General features: G+C 39.6%; 21 protein-coding genes. 17 read left to right on the top strand and 4 right to left on the bottom strand.

Features of this window, described 5'->3' with window-relative positions:
* The first annotated feature begins 185 nt into the window (after positions 1–185).
* The 5 genes from thpR (at position 186) to AC0VYO_RS16400 (ending at position 4,958) form a co-directional block, all read left to right on the top strand.
* On the top strand, positions 186–740 hold the full coding sequence (thpR, locus tag AC0VYO_RS16420; RefSeq protein ID WP_475365633.1) for an RNA 2',3'-cyclic phosphodiesterase: 555 nt from the start codon (positions 186–188) through the stop codon (positions 738–740).
* Positions 724–1,095, top strand: a complete 372-nt coding sequence (locus tag AC0VYO_RS16415; protein ID WP_475365632.1) for a CidA/LrgA family protein — start codon at positions 724–726, stop codon at positions 1,093–1,095. The genes thpR and AC0VYO_RS16415 overlap by 17 nt, the downstream gene beginning before the upstream one ends.
* A 6-nt stretch (positions 1,096–1,101) precedes the next feature.
* On the top strand, positions 1,102–1,788 hold the full coding sequence (locus AC0VYO_RS16410; RefSeq protein WP_430245931.1) for an LrgB family protein: 687 nt from the start codon (positions 1,102–1,104) through the stop codon (positions 1,786–1,788).
* A gap of 94 nt (positions 1,789–1,882) precedes the next feature.
* Positions 1,883–4,024 carry a type I pullulanase gene (pulA, locus tag AC0VYO_RS16405; RefSeq protein ID WP_475367814.1) on the top strand — a complete coding sequence of 714 codons (2,142 nt, stop codon included), beginning with the start codon at positions 1,883–1,885 and terminating at the stop codon, positions 4,022–4,024.
* Positions 4,025–4,148: 124 nt separating this feature from the next.
* Positions 4,149–4,958, top strand: coding sequence for a phosphotransferase family protein (locus AC0VYO_RS16400; protein ID WP_194219227.1), 810 nt, complete (start codon positions 4,149–4,151; stop codon positions 4,956–4,958).
* Here AC0VYO_RS16400 and AC0VYO_RS16395 read toward each other — a convergent pair.
* Both AC0VYO_RS16395 and cydS read right to left on the bottom strand, forming a co-directional pair.
* A complete protein-coding gene (locus tag AC0VYO_RS16395; protein WP_226614789.1) occupies positions 4,939–5,217 on the bottom strand; it encodes a YtzH-like family protein in 279 nt (92 codons plus the stop codon). The genes AC0VYO_RS16400 and AC0VYO_RS16395 overlap by 20 nt on opposite strands.
* Before the next feature lie 133 nt (positions 5,218–5,350).
* Positions 5,351–5,446 carry a cytochrome bd oxidase small subunit CydS family protein gene (gene cydS / locus AC0VYO_RS16390; RefSeq protein WP_371018339.1) on the bottom strand — a complete coding sequence of 32 codons (96 nt, stop codon included), beginning with the start codon at positions 5,444–5,446 and terminating at the stop codon, positions 5,351–5,353.
* 175 nt (positions 5,447–5,621) lie between these two features.
* On the opposite strand from cydS, the gene trmB reads away from it, so the two are divergent.
* The 7 genes from trmB (at position 5,622) to AC0VYO_RS16355 (ending at position 12,977) form a co-directional block, all read left to right on the top strand.
* A complete protein-coding gene (gene trmB, locus AC0VYO_RS16385) occupies positions 5,622–6,263 on the top strand; it encodes a tRNA (guanosine(46)-N7)-methyltransferase TrmB (protein ID WP_475367813.1) in 642 nt (213 codons plus the stop codon).
* 91 nt (positions 6,264–6,354) lie between these two features.
* Positions 6,355–7,197 (top strand): YtnP family quorum-quenching lactonase, encoded by an 843-nt coding sequence (locus tag AC0VYO_RS16380; protein WP_475365628.1) that lies wholly within the window; start codon positions 6,355–6,357, stop codon positions 7,195–7,197.
* Between the two features lie 205 nt (positions 7,198–7,402).
* Entirely contained in the window at positions 7,403–8,155 is a 753-nt protein-coding gene (locus AC0VYO_RS16375) for a DeoR/GlpR family DNA-binding transcription regulator (protein WP_194219231.1), read from the top strand.
* Positions 8,152–9,084: a 1-phosphofructokinase gene (gene pfkB, locus AC0VYO_RS16370; protein WP_475365627.1), complete on the top strand. Its 933-nt coding sequence runs from the start codon at positions 8,152–8,154 to the stop codon at positions 9,082–9,084. The genes AC0VYO_RS16375 and pfkB overlap by 4 nt, the downstream gene beginning before the upstream one ends.
* Entirely contained in the window at positions 9,081–10,988 is a 1,908-nt protein-coding gene (locus tag AC0VYO_RS16365; RefSeq protein WP_194219233.1) for a PTS fructose transporter subunit IIABC, read from the top strand. The genes pfkB and AC0VYO_RS16365 overlap by 4 nt, the downstream gene beginning before the upstream one ends.
* A gap of 347 nt (positions 10,989–11,335) precedes the next feature.
* Positions 11,336–12,178, top strand: a complete 843-nt coding sequence (gene proC / locus AC0VYO_RS16360) for a pyrroline-5-carboxylate reductase (protein WP_430245915.1) — start codon at positions 11,336–11,338, stop codon at positions 12,176–12,178.
* 259 nt (positions 12,179–12,437) lie between these two features.
* Positions 12,438–12,977: a hypothetical protein gene (locus AC0VYO_RS16355; RefSeq protein WP_430245912.1), complete on the top strand. Its 540-nt coding sequence runs from the start codon at positions 12,438–12,440 to the stop codon at positions 12,975–12,977.
* A gap of 101 nt (positions 12,978–13,078) precedes the next feature.
* Here the strand turns inward: AC0VYO_RS16355 and AC0VYO_RS16350 are convergent, their stop codons facing one another.
* Positions 13,079–13,393 carry a hypothetical protein gene (locus AC0VYO_RS16350; RefSeq protein ID WP_430245910.1) on the bottom strand — a complete coding sequence of 105 codons (315 nt, stop codon included), beginning with the start codon at positions 13,391–13,393 and terminating at the stop codon, positions 13,079–13,081.
* Between the two features lie 167 nt (positions 13,394–13,560).
* Between AC0VYO_RS16350 and AC0VYO_RS16345 the strand changes: the two genes are divergently transcribed.
* Together AC0VYO_RS16345 and AC0VYO_RS16340 are read left to right on the top strand one after the other, a co-directional pair.
* Positions 13,561–14,628, top strand: a complete 1,068-nt coding sequence (locus AC0VYO_RS16345; RefSeq protein ID WP_430245907.1) for a M42 family metallopeptidase — start codon at positions 13,561–13,563, stop codon at positions 14,626–14,628.
* A 66-nt stretch (positions 14,629–14,694) separates the two neighbouring features.
* Positions 14,695–15,198, top strand: a complete 504-nt coding sequence (locus tag AC0VYO_RS16340) for a DUF84 family protein (RefSeq protein ID WP_430245905.1) — start codon at positions 14,695–14,697, stop codon at positions 15,196–15,198.
* On the opposite strand, the gene AC0VYO_RS16335 is transcribed toward AC0VYO_RS16340, so the two are convergent.
* A complete protein-coding gene (locus AC0VYO_RS16335; protein WP_194219239.1) occupies positions 15,195–15,641 on the bottom strand; it encodes a YtoQ family protein in 447 nt (148 codons plus the stop codon). The genes AC0VYO_RS16340 and AC0VYO_RS16335 overlap by 4 nt on opposite strands.
* A 230-nt stretch (positions 15,642–15,871) precedes the next feature.
* Here AC0VYO_RS16335 and AC0VYO_RS16330 point away from each other — a divergent pair, with 230 nt between their 5' ends.
* From AC0VYO_RS16330 to AC0VYO_RS16320, 3 genes are all read left to right on the top strand, one after another.
* Entirely contained in the window at positions 15,872–16,885 is a 1,014-nt protein-coding gene (locus tag AC0VYO_RS16330; RefSeq protein ID WP_430245903.1) for a PTS sugar transporter subunit IIC, read from the top strand.
* Positions 16,886–16,901: 16 nt separating this feature from the next.
* On the top strand, positions 16,902–17,216 hold the full coding sequence (locus AC0VYO_RS16325; protein WP_194219241.1) for a thioredoxin family protein: 315 nt from the start codon (positions 16,902–16,904) through the stop codon (positions 17,214–17,216).
* A gap of 94 nt (positions 17,217–17,310) precedes the next feature.
* Positions 17,311–18,108: a DUF1444 domain-containing protein gene (locus AC0VYO_RS16320; RefSeq protein ID WP_475367812.1), complete on the top strand. Its 798-nt coding sequence runs from the start codon at positions 17,311–17,313 to the stop codon at positions 18,106–18,108.
* Positions 18,109–18,111 lie beyond the last annotated feature (3 nt).

Here is an 18,111-nt window from a genome sequence, read left to right as displayed (position 1 = left end):
TTTACCTTATTTAATAGGTAAGAGTATAGAGAGTAATAATATCGGTGGAGCCCAACAGATAATGATTCCTATTACTGTTCCCCATTATAGCAAAAGATAAATCTTAAGTAATAAGAACTAGCTTAAAAGCAAAAAGATAAAAGATTATTCAGTTTTTTTGATAGAATAGAATTAGGATAGAAAGAGTGAGTAAGTTGAATACACATTATTTTATAGCACTCCCCATCCAACCACAACTTAGAAGAACGCTTCAAGAAATTCAAGAAAGCTCTCCTTTAGAATTGTTTAAACATGTGGTGTATCCTGAAGATTTTCATATTACACTAGCTTTTTTAGGTGGAGCAGAAGAAGAACAGTTATCTGTACTTCATCAAGGGTTGGAGAGGGTGGTTAGGAATAGTAAACCCTTTGAGGTTATGCTTGAAGGGTTAGATCATTTCGGTCATGATAGACGCCCAAGAGTACTTTACGCTTCCGTCCATCGAACAGAACCATTGGATATAATTCATCAAGAAATACTCCGGGTGAGTGAATTGGCAGGTTTTCCTGTTAGTGAAGGGGAATATTCTCCTCACGTTACGCTTGCAAAAAAATGGCGCGACTCTAGTAAAGAAATACATCCTGATTGGCCGTCACTATCATGTGAAAGTCAGGACGTCTCAAGCATTCATCTATATCGAGTTGAACCTAATGATAAACCGAGATACAAATGTGTGGCCTCTTATGAATTCACTAATTAATAAGTTCCTTATGATCACCTTGCAGATTGGCCTTCTGTTCGGGTTTTACATTGTAGGAGGTTATCTCCAAAAGGTCTTATCACTTCCAATTCCAGGAAGCGTTGTTGGAATGCTCCTTCTCTTGTTGGGACTTTATTTAAAGTGGCTTCCCGTCAGTTGGATTTCTCAAGGAGCAGCTACATTATTGAATCATTTACCGTTGCTTTTTATACCGGTTACTGTCGGTATTGTGCAACATCTCGACTTCTTTAGTGGAAAAAGTCTCTGGTTAGTTCCAATCGTTCTGATAAGCACATGGGTTGTAATGGGAACGACAGGATTGCTTGGCCAGTTTCTTGCTAATCGAAAGGAGTAGAGAAAAATGATGATCATGCAAATGATTCTATGGTTTATGATTACTTTATTGTTATATGTTGTTTTCCGGCGTCTTTATCAGATATTTCCTTATCCATTTATGATACCAGTGCTAACGTGCACTGTTATTCTCGTTATCATCTTAACGTCCTTGGATGTGTCATATGACACATATTTCAGCGGGGGGAAATGGATTGATGCTTTATTAGGACCTGCCATTGTGGCACTTGCCTTTCCGCTATATCAACAAAGGGAATTATTAAGTAAATACAAATTAGAAATACTTGTAACGGTACTAATAGCAAGTATAGTAGGCATTTTGTCAGGATATTGGCTTGCGGTCATAAGTGGGTATAATGAAATGATTGTCTCCACAATTATTTCCAAAAACGTGACAACCCCTGTTGCAATGGAAGTAGCCAGTATGACTGGTGGAGAGCCAGCTTTTGCGGTTATTTTCGTCATGATCGCTGGGATTGGCGGTGCTGTCACAGGGCCATGGTTATTTCAGCTACTTGGTATATCCAATTTTCTTGGAGTGGGAATGGCATTTGGTGGGGCATCACACGCCATTGGCACTTCAAAAGCCCTTGAATATGGAGAGAGAGAAGCAGCTATTAGTTCTATTGGGTTAAGTTTATGTGCCCTAAGTGTCTCTATACTTGGACCGATATTATTAAGTTGGTTTTCATGAAAATCTAAATCGAACAAATGTCAAAAAAAGATTTTCAAAATAAGATAGGTAGTGACAAACGGTTGTAAGCATCTCAGCAAAGGATGGGATTCATATGATACGAGATTATTCCGCATATAAAAAAGTGAGCCAGGCTTTTACAGCCTATTGGGATGACTTTCAGACGATTACGGTAATGGCTGATGTCTCGTTAGATGTTCAAGATGCCTACACCCTTACTGATGGACATATAGATCTTTCAATTGAAGTAAAAGAAACCTCTAAAATGGGAAAAAAGAGGCTAGTTTCGTTGCATGTTGATCATGAATATAGTCCAGGAAACAATTATTTTCTAGTTCATTCGAGTGGTGAAACAAGTCTTGTTTTTACTGGGAAAGTTGTCAGAACTGATTTATTTGATGAACGCTATTATTATGATGGTGAACTAGGGGCAATTCTAACTGAGAATGGAACCATATTTCGAGTATGGGCACCGACTGCTACAGAAGTAATCGTCAATATTTATAATGAGGAATTCCAAAAGGTAAAAGAATTACCGATGCTAAAACAAGAACAAGGTGTATTCGAGGGGATAGCTCCTGAAGATGGAGAAGGAACGCTGTACACTTACACAGTATATGTGAATGGAGAAATGCGAGAAACAATCGATCCTTATGCGAAAGCCGCTACGTCTAACTGCAAGTTTGGGATGGTAATGAACGCTTCAAATACGAACCCCGATGGCTGGAATCCTATGGAAAAACCTACTTTTGCAAAACCTTCTGATGCAGTTATTTATGAACTTCACGTCAGAGATTTTAGCTCACAAGCAAAAAGTGGTCTTAAAAATAGAGGGAAATATAAGGCATTTACAGAAGAGCCACCGCCTAAAGATGGTCTTCCTTCTGGGATTAATTATATAAAGTGGCTCGGTGTTACGCATGTTGAACTTCTTCCAATTCAGGATTTTGGTAGTGTGGATGAAATGAAAGCTCCTCCGGGATATAATTGGGGCTACGACCCTATCCATTATTTTGTGCCAGAAGGAAGCTATTCATTAAATTCTCATGAACCTTATACGCGAATTAGAGAAGTAAAAGAAATGATTGGGAAGCTTCATGAGAAGGGATTGAGAGTGATTATGGACGTTGTTTATAATCATGTCTATCAACTTCATGCATCCCCTTTGGAAAAAATTGTGCCAGGTTACTACTTCCGGTTTGATCATGGTGGAAAACCTTCAAATGGAACTGGCGTTGGGAATGATACGGCGTCAGAAAGAAGAATGATGAGAAAGTTAATTGTAGATTCCGTCGTTTACTGGGCAAAAGAATATGGTGTTGATGGATTTCGCTTCGATTTGATGGGTATCCACGATAAGGAAACGATGAATGATGTACGTTATGCGTTAGATTGCATTGATCCATCGATATTGATTTTTGGTGAAGGGTGGCATATGAACACCATCCTACCGGATCATCGGAAAGCGATGAGCTCAAATGCGCGGGAAACGCCTAGAATCGGTTATTTCAATGATCACTTTAGAGATTCAGTTAAAGGGAAATTGTTTGATACAGGCTCTACAGGCTTCGCTAATGGAAATTTTTCAGTTAAAGAAGATGTAAAGAAGTGTATAATGGGGAGTGTTGGAGAAAAATTTATTACAGCATCTCAATCCATTAATTATGTGGAGTGTCACGATAACCATACGCTATGGGACCGCTTAAATCGCAGTCATCCTAGTGTGAGCGAAGAAGTGAAACAAGGCATGCATAGATTGGCTACTGCCATTACAATACTTTGTCAGGGAATTCCATTTATTCATGCAGGTCAGGAATTTTTCCGAACAAAGAATGGGGTAGAAGATAGCTATAAATCTCCAGATAAAATTAACCGATTTGATTGGCAGAGAATGAGAGCTGTCCAAGAAAATGTCAAGTATATTAGAGGACTAATCTCGATTAGAAAACATTTTGAAGCATTTAAAATGACTGAAGGTCATGACATGAATCGAATTAACTTTATCGATTCTCCAGGGCCTATTCTCGCATATCGAATCAACCAGCACCATACTAGCGAATCGATTATTGTGATTCATAACGGAGGATATCATCCTGATGTGATCGATATTGGAGATGGAGACAAATGGGTCCTTGTTGAAGGTGAACATGCAAGTGTTGAACCGCTAAGAAAAACATCTGAAAAAGTCATATCTATTGCACCGTTTAGCACAATTGTTCTAATAACGAGTGATTAACACATGAAGATTTCTTCAACGTGTGTTATAATTTTTTATTCGTAGACGGTTTTTAGCTAAGTCCGGAGAAGATCTCGCTAAAAACGCAAAACTTCCAGAATCTACAAACTAACGGAAATCGAAGGTGAATTTGTTGGATAACATTTTAGGCGAAGGCTGGCAGGTGACCCCTGCTGGCGGAGCGACAGGCGAAGCATACTTAGCTCAATATGGAGACGAGAAATTATTCCTAAAACGGAACTCCTCGCCTTTTCTGGCTGTTTTGTCGGCGGAAGGAATTGTACCGAAACTTCTCTGGACCAAGCGACTTGAGAATGGAGATGTTATTACAGCCCAAAAGTGGTTGCCGGGGAGAGAACTGAAGTCCTATGAAATGAAGCAGCCGCGAGTGGCGCAAATGCTTTATAAAATACATCGGTCTTCAGAACTTCGAAGGATGCTCAATCGGCTTGGGAAAAAGCCCCTCTCACCCGATGTGATTTATCTTGATCTATTGCAGAAGTTTGAGAATCATCATCGGAGAGACGTGGAAGTGATAAGAGCCCTTTCGTATTTAGCTGCAAATAAGAATGACCTTGAACATGTCGAAAAAGTTGTGTGTCATTGCGATGTCAATCATAACAACTGGATGTTTAGCGAAGAAGGGAATCTCTATTTGATCGATTGGGATGGAGCGGTAGTGGCAGATCCAGCTTTGGATATTGGGATGCTTCTATACTGGTATGTTCCAAAAGAAGAATGGGGAGAATGGCTCGGTCATTATGGGCTAGAGAATACAGAAAGCCTTCGCCACCGCATGTATTGGTATGTGGTAGCGCAGACCTTACTGTCCATTTACTGGTATGATCTTAAAGGCTTAGACGGGGAAGTTGAATTCTGGAAAAGGGATTTAGAAAATTTGAATCATTATCGACTTATTGATACCGATCAATAGTATCGACCCACTGGCTAATATGAGGCTGGTGGGTTTCTATGTGGTTTAATAAATTTGTTTCTGTCGCACCTGTTACACTATATTGCTCAATTTGATTGAGGATTTGTTTGATTTCTGGTGCAATGCCATTATTTTGTTGCAGGGAATTGGCAAGGCGCTGAATTTGCTCACATTCTGAAGTTGTTCCAGAGCAATCGGTTTGATGATTTTTGAGAATATCAGCGAGTATAAAAAGCTGGTCGCGATGTGATAGTGGCATAATTGTTCCTCCTTATTTGTACTATTAGATAGCGTGTACATGTGTGCAGGAATTATGCCGGTTGAATAATGAAAAAACACGAATTACTCCGTGTTCTGAAATGAAAAGTTTCTTTTATCTGCTTTTGGATATGTTATTTAGTGTCCCCTTTTGCTCCCCAGCCAAAAAGTGCAACCACGGAAACGACGATGACAATCCAGGGTGCCCACATCATGAGAAAGTGCTCCATTTATTCACCCTCCTCTCTGTCTCTAGCATAACCGATATTATTAAATGATTCTGGTTTGCTTTTCAACAATCTTGTTACTTTTACATACCCTTTTCCTCGCCTTTCTATTCTTAAGAATTCATGGTAAAATGTCGGTTGTGTAAAAACGGTGATTAGATAATAAGGAAGTGAAAGTATGCGTCAACGCAATAAGCCATGGGCAGAAGATATGTTTACAAAGAATCCTCAATTCGTTCCGACGAACCCTACTGATCGTAAAGGAAATTGGAAAGATGTTTTCGATAATAGTAATCCGATACATTTAGAGGTTGGAACTGGTAAAGGTCAATTTATAATCGGTATGGCCAAACAGAATCCCGATGTGAATTATGTTGGTTTAGAGCTTTCATCAAGCGTAATGGTGTCAGCATTAGAGAAATTAATTGAAGAAGATGTTCCAAATGTTCGTTTGTTGAATGAGAACGCACAAGATTTAAGCACCATTTTTGAAGAAAATGAAGTCAGTCGAGTATATTTGAATTTCTCTGATCCTTGGCCAAAAAATCGTCATGAGAAAAGAAGACTTACCAATAAGACATTCCTTGATCTTTATCGGGATGTTATGAAACCAAATGGAGAAGTTCATTTTAAGACAGATAATCAAGGGCTTTTTGAATATTCCCTTCATAGCTTCTCCTTATATGGGATGATACTTAATCACGTTAGCCTTAACTTGCATCAGAGTAATATGGAAGATAACGTGATGACGGAATATGAAGAAAAGTTCTCATCAAAAGGTAGTCGGATCTATCGATGTGAAGCACAGTTTAGAAGTTGAGTCGTTTAAATGCGGCTCTTTTTTTGAATATTATTGAAAGCGGTTTCTTTTAGTGAGAAAATGAAAATAATCTTATAAAGGTGGGATTTCGATGGAGCAGTTACAAGTTGGGAGTTTATCGATTACATGGCTTAGAGGTGGCGTGACTCATATGGATGGGGGCGCAATGTTTGGAGTTGTACCAAAACCATTGTGGAGTAAGCGGTACCCAGTAAATGAAAAAAACCAAATTGAGCTTAGAACAGATCCTCTCCTTTTACAATGGCAGGGCAAGAACATCTTAATTGAATCAGGGATTGGAAAAGACAAATTAAGTGAAAAACAAAAAAGAAATTATGGAGTTGAAGAAGAGTCAGATATTCATGGATCCCTTGAAAAACTTGGACTATCTGCTGAGGAAATTGATATTGTCTTAATGACACATCTTCATTTTGATCACGCGAGTGGATTAACAGAGCCAGATGGAGATGGATATAAACCAGCGTTTCCGAATGCTGTTATTTATGCTTCAGAGGTAGAGTGGAACGAAATGAAGGAGCCAAATATTCGTTCGAAAAATACATATTGGAAAGAAAACTGGGAAGCGATTCAAAACCAAGTTCAAACATTTAAGGAATCTTATGAAGTCATTCCAGGCTTGAATATGTACCATACAGGAGGACATAGTGATGGACATGCGATCATTTTTATGAATGAGGGCGAAGAGCGCCTGATTCATATGGCAGATCTTATGCCAACTCATGCCCATCACAATCCTTTATGGGTTCTTGCATACGATGATTATCCGATGACATCGATTTATGAGAAAGAGAAATGGATAAAAGATGCTGTTGATCAAAATTCGTGGTTTATTTTTTACCATGATGCGATTTATCGTGCTTTAAAGTGGGATAAGGAGTACAACGTGACGGATGAAGTAAAACGAAATGTGTGATAGTAAGGGGACTGCTAAATGGCAGTCTTCTTTTTTTGTTCAAATAAAGCTTTGTTCAAAGTGTAATGATAAGCAATTGTGGTTGATAGAAAGTCTCGTATGATCATTTGTGATTGTTTTTGATTGTTTTTGAATAAATTTGAACGAAAATGATTGACTATTGAAAGTGCTTTCATTATAATGAGATTAGAAAGTAGGTGATGAATTGTTAAATGCTGAACGTCATTTCATCATTTTACAAGTTCTTAAAGAAAAAGAAACGGTTACGGTGCATGATTTGAGCGATGCAACTGGAGCTTCAGTTTCAACTATTCGTCGTGACCTTGTCCAACTCGAAGAAGAGAATAAGCTAAAGCGAGTACATGGCGGAGCATCTCTTTTTCACTCGAAGTGGACAGAACCGTCCCTTGGTGAGAAATCAACACAGAATTTGACCGAAAAGGAAAAAATCGCTTCTTACGCCGCTGGATTAGTTAAAGATGGTGACTGTATTTTTCTTGATGCAGGGACAACGACTCAGAAAATTGCTGAGTTTTTATCTGACAAACAGGTGATGGTTGTGACTAACGGATATCCTGTAATTGAGAGTCTTCAAGGAGATAGAATAACCACCTATGTGATTGGTGGGAAGTTCAAATCAAGAACAGGAGCTATGACAGGAGTAAAGGCGCTTGAAAGTATTGAAACATATCGGTTTGATAAATGTTTTATAGGTATAAACGGTATTCATGAAACGTTAGGATATACAACAGCTGACCCTGATGAAGCCATTATCAAAAGAGCAGCGATTAAACTATCGCGCGAACCATACATTATTGCAGATTACTCGAAATTCGGAGAAGCGGCATTCAGTAAGGTGGCTGATCTTGAAGCATGTGCCATCATTACGAACGAAAATTCTGAAATGCTCTTAGATAATATTAGTAAACAAACAACAGTAGAAGTGGTGAAAATATGATTTATACAATTACATTAAATCCTTCAGTTGACTATATTGTTCGACTTGATGACCTTAAAACGGGGCTTGTTAATACAGTAGATGAAGAAACAAAGATTGCCGGTGGTAAAGGCGTTAATGTTACCAAAGTATTAAAACGACTTGGACACGATTCTACAGCGTTAGGATTTGTAGGCGGTTTTACAGGTCAATTTATTGAACAATCACTAAAAGATGAAAGCCTACATCCTCATTTCATCCATGTTGAAGGTGATACGCGAATTAACATTAAGTTGAAAAATGGTGAGGAAACTGAAATTAATGGACTATCCCCAATGATTTCTGAAGGAAATGTTGAGAAATTACTTCAACAACTTTCACAAACCGTCGCGGGTGATATCGTCGTAATGGCAGGTAGCGTGCCGACTAGTATTGATCAAAATATCTACTCTAATATCTTGAAGTCCTTACCAGACGGAGTGCAGGCTATTGTCGACACCAAGGGAAAAGCATTGGAAGAAACCGTGAAAGCAAAGCCATTCCTAGTGAAGCCGAATCATCATGAACTTGGCGATTTGTTTGGAGTTAAAATAACTTCAGTGGAAGATGCAGTTGAATACGGGAAGAAAGTGCAACAAATGGGAGCAATGAACGTGATTGTCTCAATGGCCGGTGATGGGGCTGTGCTGATTACATCTAATGAGATTCTTTTCGGAAATGTCCCGGTCGGTAAAGTACAGAATTCAGTTGGAGCAGGGGATTCAGTCGTAGCTGGTTTTCTAAGTAAATATATTGAAACTGAGAATTTGAAGGAAGCATTCCAATCTGGAATTGCAGCAGGCAGTGCAAGCGCATTTTCAACAGGCTTTTGTACAGCAGAAGAAGTACAAGAATTACGAAAGCAAATTAAGATTCAGACTTATGAAGAAATGGGAGGTCGAGGTATATGAGAATTACAGAATTATTAACAAAAGAGACAATGATTCTGAATCTTGAAGCGGATTCAAAAGATCGTGTTATTAATGAGCTATCTGAAAAACTAGAGAGAGCAGGCAAATTACAGGACCTTAACGCGTTCAAAAAAGCGATACATGCGCGTGAGAAAGAGAGTACGACTGGTATTGGAGAAGGTATAGCCATTCCTCATGCCAAAACAGCAGCAGTAAAGGCGCCAGCGATTGTGTTTGGACGTTCTAATGCGGGTATCGATTATCAGTCTCTTGACGGTCAGCCGGCGCACCTGTTCTTTATGATTGCTGCGACTGAAGGTGCAAACCAAACGCATCTAGAAGCGCTATCAAGACTATCTTCATTCTTAATGGATAACGAATTCCGTAAAGGGCTTCTTGAAGCAAGAACGGAAGAAGAAGTTTTGCAAGCATTTGATCAGAAAGAAGAAGAAAATGCTGATGAAGAAGAAGTAGAAGAAACAACTGAAGTTACTGGGAAAATATTAGCTGTTACAGCATGCCCTACAGGAATTGCTCACACGTATATGGCTGCGGATGCGCTGAAAGCGAAAGCATCTGAAATGGGTTATAGTGTCAAAGTTGAAACAAATGGATCTGGAGGCGTGAAAAATCGTCTAACTGATGAAGAAATTGAAAAGGCACCTGGTATTATTGTTGCTGCTGATACGAAGGTAGAAATGGAACGTTTCAAAGGAAAAAAAGTAATTGAAGTTCCAGTGGCAGAAGCAATCCGGAAGCCAGCTGACTTGTTGAAGCAGGCAGCAAATGGCGATGCGCCAGTCTATAAATCTTCAGGATCATACGAAGATCAAATCAGTGAGAAGAAAAACGAAAGAAAAGGAAAGCAATCAGCTTTCTACAAGCACTTAATGAACGGTGTTTCGAATATGCTTCCGCTCGTAGTTGGTGGCGGTATTTTGATAGCCCTTTCATTTATCTTTGGTATCAATGCTGCAGATCCAGATGACCCAAGTTACAATGCATTTGCAGCAGCGCTTAGCACAATTGGTGGTGGAAATGCCTTTGCCCTTATGATTCCAGTTCTTGCAGGATTTATTGCAATGAGTATTGCCGATCGTCCTGGTCTTGCTCCTGGTCTTGTTGGTGGCTTGATGGCTTCTACGAACGGTGCAGGGTTCCTAGGTGGACTCATTGCTGGTTTCCTTGCTGGTTACGCTGTTCTTCTTTTGAAAAAGCTTTTCTCTGGACTACCACAGTCTCTAGAAGGGTTAAAGCCAGTCTTGCTTTATCCACTGTTTGGTATTTTTATTACAGGGATTATTATGATGTACGTTGTAATCGAGCCAGTTGGGGCTCTGAATACAGGGCTTGAGAACTGGTTGAGTGGTATGGGCACTACGAATAAACTCCTTCTTGGCTTAATTCTAGGAGGAATGATGGCGGTAGATATGGGTGGTCCAATTAATAAAGCGGCCTTTACGTTTGGTATTGCGATGATTGATGCAGGTAATCTGACGTATCATGCAGCGATTATGGCAGGCGGTATGACACCACCACTTGGACTCGCTCTTGCAACAACACTATTTAAAAATCGATTTAACAAAACTGAGCGTGAAGCAGGAAAAGTAGCGTATGTAATGGGGGCTTCATTCATCACAGAAGGCGCAATTCCATTTGCAGCAGCAGATCCAGGCCGAGTGATTCCTTCCATTATTGTTGGTTCATCTGTTGCAGGTGCATTAACAATGTTGTTTAATATAGCTTTACCAGCACCGCATGGCGGAGCGTTTGTGATCTGGTCTGTAAACAACATCTCATTAACTCATATTCTTCTCTATATCCTTGCCATTGTCATTGGTACAGTTATTACGGCATTGATGGTAGGAATATTGAAGAAATCTAGACCACAAGTACAAGCATAATAATGAGAGGTCCCAAAAGGGGACCTCTTTTTTGCTATATTTATGGATAAGCAAATCGAAATTCATATAAGTAATGAATAGAATCCATCGTTTAAAAAAACTGAAGCGAACCTTTTTTACCACAATATGTTAATGACACAGTCTTGATGAGAGCTTGTGAGATGGCGTGAGAAGCGATATAAGTCGATCTCAATCACGTAGTTTACGTTGAGATTCGAATGATAGCGTTTTCACTATGTATCTTGCACGTATGCTTATTTCTTGCTTCATAAAGGTTGAAGCGTGGTGGATGCAGTGTTAGTATAAATGACCGTAGATGATTTTTCGGAAATCCAAAGGAGGCAATCATGCTAGAAAATAAAACCGTAACGTTTATCGGAGCGGGTTCAATGGCAGAAGCAATGGCTGCAGGAATGATTGAGTCAGGTACTATTGAACCTGAACGTATTATTATGACAAACAGAAGTAATGAACAACGTCGTCAGGAACTTATGGAGAACCACGGCGTATTGGCGACTCAAAGTATAGAATTCGCAGTTCGTGAGGCTAATGTTGTTATCCTAGCAATGAAGCCAAAAGATGTTGAACGTGCACTTGAAGGAATTGAAGATTTCATTTCAGATGATCAACTTCTCTTATCAGTTCTTGCTGGCGTACCATCATCTTATATTGAGGATCAGCTCGATGGAGAGCAACCAGTGATCCGCGTTATGCCGAACACTTCAAGTATGATTGGTAAATCCATTTCTGCCCTAGCAGCAGGAAAACATGTAAATGATGAGCAGGTATCAATTGCCCGCGCACTTATTCGTTCTATTGGCGAAACAGTCGTGATCGAAGAAAAACAAATGGACGTATTTACAGGTGTTGCTGGAAGCGGACCGGCTTACATTTATTATGTTATTGAAAGTTTAGAAAAAGCAGCAATTGAAGGCGGTATTGAAACGGAAACAGCAAGGAAAATGGCTGTTCAAACTGTACTTGGTGCTGGAATGATGGCAGAGCAGTCAGAAGACTCTCCAGCTGATCTTAGAAAGAAAGTTACTTCACCAAATGGAACAACTCAAGCGGGTCTTGAGGCATTGTATGAAAATGGTGGAGGAGAAGCTTTTGAAGCCGCTGTTGATAATGCTGCAACACGCTCAAAAGAAATTAGCAACGAGTTTAATAAAAAACCTGTTATTCAATAAGAATCGGTGCATACCGGTTCTTTTTTTTTGCTGTGCTCGTTCGTATCCCATTTTTATACCAAATCATATGAGATTAAAAGAAACTTATATAGCCGTTATGAAATCGTGAAAAAGGATATGGGGCTATAAAGGTAGAACCAGAATCTATCCTCTACTTCCTCGTATTGGATGTTTTTTTCTATAAAATGTTAGTAGAATAATAGATGGAATATGATATGATAAGAATTGGATAATTTGTTTGATAGAGGAGGAAAAAATGATGAAAAAAGGGATTTTTGCACTTATTGCTGCGTTTTTGATCGCATTACCTTTCGCGAATACTGCAGCACAAGCTGAAGCTGATGTTAGTGGTGATGTAGAGAAGGGTGTTGCGGGTTACCTTGGGGAAGAGCATTATGACTATGATAAAGGTTCTCTTAAAGTTGTAGATGCTGAAAACATTGAAGTTGATAGCTCGGCAGATAAGGACTTTAGTAAGGTTTCTATGATGCTTGTAGAATTCACGACAGTTCGTGACAATATCTTCTTTGAAGATCATACACAGGTCCTTTTCTATGACACTGAAGCTAATGCTATTATTCCAGACTCAAAAGTATTAGACATTGAAAAAGCAAAAGAATACAAAGACAGTCATGCAGACGTAACGGGTGAGCATCTTCATATGAGTGTTATTCTAATTCTAAGTGCGATAATGCTTGTTGGTCCAGCACTTCTTGCTTATCTATGGTCAAAAAATAAGTATTCAACTCTTCGTTTTAAATTACAAAATAACGTATACGATACGAATACTACTTTCTAATTAATTAATGTATGTAACCCCCTTGCGATTCTTCCGCAAGGGGGTTTTAATGATTCAAGACTCCAAAGGGGAGTCCCAAGAAGCCTAAAGAGTTAGTCCTCTTATTGAGCTTGTAGTTCTACTAGTGTGCCTGTTTCAGCATCAACCATAAATTCAAGCTGTTGGAGCTGTCCTTCTTTTTCACAGGTTAGTCCACCAGCATATACTGTGAACGGGAGGTGGAACTTTTCTACTGAATCCGTTTTCATGTGAATCCATGAACCTTTGACAGTATAAGTAGGTTTGACAGCTCCCTTCACAGCTTTTAGTGCCTTTTCAGGTGATATATACGTTTTTTTAGAAGCAATCGTTGAAGTAGTAATAGCTGCTGCCCCAGCTCCAATAAGCGCTCCAATTAATAGATCTCTTGTTCTCATTACTATGATTCTCCCTTCCTTTAATGGACGATTTATTTTCCATCTTTAGTATATCTGAAGTTAGCTCTCTGACCAAATATTTCTATAGAAAATCCGTGACACTAGCAACAATTATCTAGATTCGATACAATAGGAAAGGAATAGAGGAACGATGGAAGGGGATACATATGGAAAAAGAAACTCTCTCGTTATTTAAAACATTAACCGAATTACAAGGTGCTCCTGGTTTTGAACATGATGTTAGAAAATTCGTGAAAAGTGAGATTGGCAAGTACACGGATGAAATTATTCAAGATAATCTTGGAAGCGTTTTTGGAGTTAAACGAAACAATGGCCCACGCATTATGGTAGCTGGCCACATGGATGAAGTTGGGTTTATGGTTACATCAATTACTGAAAATGGGATGCTTCGTTTTCAAACACTTGGTGGCTGGTGGAGCCAGGTGCTTCTTGCTCAGCGTGTTCAGGTTATGACCAAAAATGGTCCCATTCCTGGAGTTATTGGTTCGATCCCTCCACATTTGCTTGATGATGCTACACGAAACAAGCCAATGGCTATTAAAAATATGCTCATTGATATTGGTGCGGATAACAAAGAAGACGCAGAAAAAATTGGTGTCATGCCTGGACAACAGATCGTACCGGTATGTCCATTTACGCCTATGGCAAACGAAAAGAAAATCATGGCAAAAGCGTGGGATAACCGCTATGGTGTAGGTCTTGCCATTGAGCTGTTGAAGGAGCTTCAGAATGAAGAGCATCCAAATGAGCTTTATTCTGGTGCTACAGTTCAGGAGGAAGTAGGTTTACGTGGGGCACAAACAGCGGCAAACATGATTGATCCTGATCTTTTCTATGCTCTTGATGCTAGTCCTGCCAACGATATGACTGGAGATAAAAATGAATTTGGCCAGCTTGGTAAAGGGGCTCTCCTGCGTATTTATGATCGATCAATGGTTACTCATCAGGGGCTAAGGGATTTTGTGCTTGATACAGCGGAGAGCAACGAAATTCCTTATCAGTATTTCATCTCTCAAGGTGGAACTGATGCTGGACGAGTGCATTTATCTAATAACGGAGTACCATCTGCAGTAGTAGGAATCTGTTCAAGATACATTCATACGTCTTCATCAATGATCCACGTAGATGATTACGCAGCGGCAAAAGAACTATTGATTAAATTAGTGAAGTCAACAGATCAAGCTACAGTAGATAGCATTAAAAGCAACGTGTAAGTGAGGAGGGGCCAAAACGGCTCCTTTTCTTATGAGATCTTTTAAAAAATGGTGGAGGGAAGATGTATGGATAAAGTTGCAATCGGGTCGACAAATCCTGTGAAAGTTAATGCAGTCAAAGCTCAATTTAAAGGTGAAGTAGTGGGGGTGAGCGTTGAGTCAGGTGTCGCTGAGCAGCCTTGGGGTGATGAAGAAACACTTCTTGGTGCTAAACAAAGAGCAATAGCTTCAATGGAAAAAGGGCATGCGATAATTGGTATAGGTCTTGAAGGCGGAGTACAGATGGTAGGGGACCACTTATATGTTTGTAATTGGGGAGCACTTGTAGATGGGAATGGGAATGAAGTAGTAGCCGGTGGTGCAAGATTTCCACTTCCTGAAGAAATTAAGAAGAAGTTAGAACAAGGGGAGGAATTAGGTCCTGTCATTTCAGATTATGCGAGACAAGTCGATGTTAGCAAAAAAGAAGGCGCCATTGGTGTTTTTACCAATGGCGCCGTTACAAGAACTGACATGTATGAACAACTAGTTTCTTTACTGGTCGGTCAATATCAGCTGATGATTCGTTAATTTGTTTCTAAAATATAGGACAGGGCTTTTAGTGCCTGATCAGTATTTTCTACTGTAACTTGAGCTTTGTTCGATAGCTCCTTTAAAGGATGGTGCAATGATTCAGGGCGAACTAGAATAAGTGGTTTGCCAAGGGTGATAGCTGTAGCAGCATCCATTGCACTGTTCCATTGTTTGTAACTTTCACCAAATAATGCGAGGACAACATCTGATTTTTCAAGAAGAACCTGAGTTCTGAGATTATTGATCTCTGAAGCTGCTTCATCCTTCATAATAGCATTAGGCTGATTGCCTTTAATTTCTTCACCAATGGCGTCAGAACGCTCATGATTTTCCATGGGTCCTACGAAGTGAATAGGTAATTCCAGTTTGATTGCTTTTTCTTTTAATTCATTTCTCCAGTTATCGTGAATTTGTCCAGCAAGATAAACAGTTAAGTCCATTTGTAGTCCTCCTTTAATTTGATACCGGTATTATTGTAGCATGGCTTTTTCATATATTCCCAGTAAAGAGAACGAGTAAAGCCTTTCTCGATAATAGAAGGTTAAATTACAATTTCTGTTTGAATAAGGCAAAATGAAAATGCCTGTTAGTTCTGAAACCTTAATCAAACGTGGTAAATAAGAAATTTGTGTATACTAAGTAAGGATCATCAGTCTGGAAGGAGAAAGTAATGAACGGATTTTTGCAAAGGAAAGGCGTAACTCTATCACCACGAGTCTATTTTATTACAGCTCTAAGCTACATGGCTCTTGGTCTATTTTCGTCGTTAATTATTGGCTTGATACTGAAAACGATTGGAGGGCAAATCTCATCGTTATCATTTCTTGTTCCTATTGGTGAGCTTGCGATGAGTTTAATGGGACCAGCGATTGGTGTCGCCGTAGCGTATGGTCTACAAGCTCCTCCTCTTGTCTTATTTGCATCGCTTCTAGCGGGTGCAGCGGGTGCTGAGCTTGGCGGTCCAGCAGGTAGTTACGCTGCAGCGATTATCGCGGCGGAAGCAGGCAAACTTGTTTCCAAGTCAACTAAGTTAGATATTATCGTGACGCCACTAATCACTATTTTTGCAGGTTATGGAACGGCAGCTCTTATCGGACCTGGCATTCAAACATTACTGACTAATTTTGGTTCACTCATTATGTGGGCGACAGAGCAACGCCCGATAATTATGGGAATCATAGTAGCTGTTCTTATGGGACTAGCTCTTACGGCTCCGATTTCTAGTGCGGCCATTGCAATCATGCTAGGATTAGAAGGCATTGCTGCAGGAGCAGCTACAGTTGGTTGTGCAGCTCAAATGGTTGGTTTTGCTGTAAGTAGCTACCGAGAGAATGGGGTAGGAGGCGTTATTGCTCAAGGAATTGGTACTTCTATGTTACAAGTTGCGAATATTGTTCGAAATCCATGGATTCTTCTTCCACCTACGCTAGCTGGCGCTATTCTTGCCCCGATTGGCAGCGGTTGGCTGACGATGTTAAACAACCCATCAGGTGCCGGTATGGGGACGAGCGGCTTTGTTGGACAAATCATGACATTGAACGTTATGGGCGCCGGAGGAAATATTTGGACAGCTATTCTTCTATTGCATTTTATTGGACCAGCTATTATAAGTCTGCTAATATCCGAGGTAATGAGAAAAAAAGGACTCATTCGTCCAGGAGATATGAAAATTAATACCGATTAGTACTAGGAGGTTTATCATGAAGAAATTTGCCACTCATGAAGAATATTTACAAGCAATTAAAGAAGGGAAATCGGTTTTGTTATTTTCCGCAGATTGGTGCCCTGATTGTCGCGTTATCGATCCGTTTCTTCCAGATTTAGAAGAGAAGTACTCTGAGCTAGATTTCTATTACGTTGATCGTGATGATCATATTGAACTTTGCCAAGAAATGGATGTTTTTGGCATCCCAAGTTTTGTAGCCTTTAATGAAGGTGAAGAGACAGGAAGATTTGTAAGTAAGATGAGAAAAAGCAAAGAAGAAATTGAGGAATTTCTTACAGAAGTTAAGTAATTTCGTACAAAGCTATGCGTGGCATAGCTTTGTTTTTGTATTGGTTTATTTCATGGTATGATAAAAGAGCATCTCAATTATAGGTGGTGAAAATATGGAACCAAAAGAATTGAAGAAATTGCTCGAAAAACGTCTTCAACAAGAAGACCGTGAGCTTACATACAATCAAAAGGAAGAAAAACTTAGGGTAGAGGATAGTGCAACAGGTAAAGGAATCAGTCTTGGATTAAAGGGATTGTCTGCTAAGTATGAAGAGCGAGGCGAAAAGATACTAGATGAAGTCGTTCATCATGTAGAAGAAACGTTAAAAGTAATGAGAGAGAAGCAAGAACTTAATGGTAAAGAAAATCGCATCTTTCCAGTCATTCGCTCGGGGTCGTTTGCTTCAGAAACGGAAGCTGGCGTTCCATTTGTTTTCGAAGAACATACGGCGGAGACAAGAATCTACTATGCACTTGATCTTGGTCATTCTTATCGCTTGATTGATGAGGAATGGTTAAAGAAGGAAAAGTGGACGAAAGAAGCCTTGCATGAAGTGTCATTGTTCAATTTAAGAGGGTTATCTACTGAAGTGAAAGCAGATACGGTTGCAGGAAATACATTTTATTTCTTGAATACAAACGACGGCTATGACGCAAGTAGAATTCTTAACGATTCATTATTGGAACGCATGGCGAAGAGTGCGAAGGGTGAATTAGCGGTAGCTGTTCCTCATCAAGATGTCCTGATTTTTGCTGATATTGAGAATGAGCAAGGTTATGATGCACTTGCACAGTTGACCATGCATTTCTTTTCTAGTGGACTCGTACCAGTAACTGGACTTCCCTTTATGTATGAAGATGGAAAATTAGAGCCGGTATTTATTATGGCGAAAAACAAACCGAAAAAATAACTG

It is taken from the genome of Anaerobacillus sp. 63XJN7_4_ISO-PGPR-S23-413 (genome assembly GCF_056173725.1).
This window is presented reverse-complemented; position numbering and strand designations above follow the sequence as displayed.

What these genes read in the sequence shown, in the direction of transcription:
- AC0VYO_RS16415 (WP_475365632.1), top strand. Translation starts at nt 724, where the DNA reads ATGAATTCACTAATTAATAAGTTCCTTATGATCACCTTGCAGATTGGC.
- AC0VYO_RS16410 (WP_430245931.1), top strand. Translation starts at nt 1,102, where the DNA reads ATGATGATCATGCAAATGATTCTATGGTTTATGATTACTTTATTGTTA.
- pulA (WP_475367814.1), top strand. Translation starts at nt 1,883, where the DNA reads ATGATACGAGATTATTCCGCATATAAAAAAGTGAGCCAGGCTTTTACA.
- AC0VYO_RS16395 (WP_226614789.1), bottom strand. Translation starts at nt 5,217, where the DNA reads ATGCCACTATCACATCGCGACCAGCTTTTTATACTCGCTGATATTCTC.
- cydS (WP_371018339.1), bottom strand. Translation starts at nt 5,446, where the DNA reads ATGGAGCACTTTCTCATGATGTGGGCACCCTGGATTGTCATCGTCGTT.
- trmB (WP_475367813.1), top strand. Translation starts at nt 5,622, where the DNA reads ATGCGTCAACGCAATAAGCCATGGGCAGAAGATATGTTTACAAAGAAT.
- AC0VYO_RS16380 (WP_475365628.1), top strand. Translation starts at nt 6,355, where the DNA reads ATGGAGCAGTTACAAGTTGGGAGTTTATCGATTACATGGCTTAGAGGT.
- pfkB (WP_475365627.1), top strand. Translation starts at nt 8,152, where the DNA reads ATGATTTATACAATTACATTAAATCCTTCAGTTGACTATATTGTTCGA.
- AC0VYO_RS16365 (WP_194219233.1), top strand. Translation starts at nt 9,081, where the DNA reads ATGAGAATTACAGAATTATTAACAAAAGAGACAATGATTCTGAATCTT.
- proC (WP_430245915.1), top strand. Translation starts at nt 11,336, where the DNA reads ATGCTAGAAAATAAAACCGTAACGTTTATCGGAGCGGGTTCAATGGCA.
- AC0VYO_RS16355 (WP_430245912.1), top strand. Translation starts at nt 12,438, where the DNA reads ATGAAAAAAGGGATTTTTGCACTTATTGCTGCGTTTTTGATCGCATTA.
- AC0VYO_RS16350 (WP_430245910.1), bottom strand. Translation starts at nt 13,393, where the DNA reads ATGAGAACAAGAGATCTATTAATTGGAGCGCTTATTGGAGCTGGGGCA.
- AC0VYO_RS16345 (WP_430245907.1), top strand. Translation starts at nt 13,561, where the DNA reads ATGGAAAAAGAAACTCTCTCGTTATTTAAAACATTAACCGAATTACAA.
- AC0VYO_RS16340 (WP_430245905.1), top strand. Translation starts at nt 14,695, where the DNA reads ATGGATAAAGTTGCAATCGGGTCGACAAATCCTGTGAAAGTTAATGCA.
- AC0VYO_RS16335 (WP_194219239.1), bottom strand. Translation starts at nt 15,641, where the DNA reads ATGGACTTAACTGTTTATCTTGCTGGACAAATTCACGATAACTGGAGA.
- AC0VYO_RS16330 (WP_430245903.1), top strand. Translation starts at nt 15,872, where the DNA reads ATGAACGGATTTTTGCAAAGGAAAGGCGTAACTCTATCACCACGAGTC.
- AC0VYO_RS16325 (WP_194219241.1), top strand. Translation starts at nt 16,902, where the DNA reads ATGAAGAAATTTGCCACTCATGAAGAATATTTACAAGCAATTAAAGAA.
- AC0VYO_RS16320 (WP_475367812.1), top strand. Translation starts at nt 17,311, where the DNA reads ATGGAACCAAAAGAATTGAAGAAATTGCTCGAAAAACGTCTTCAACAA.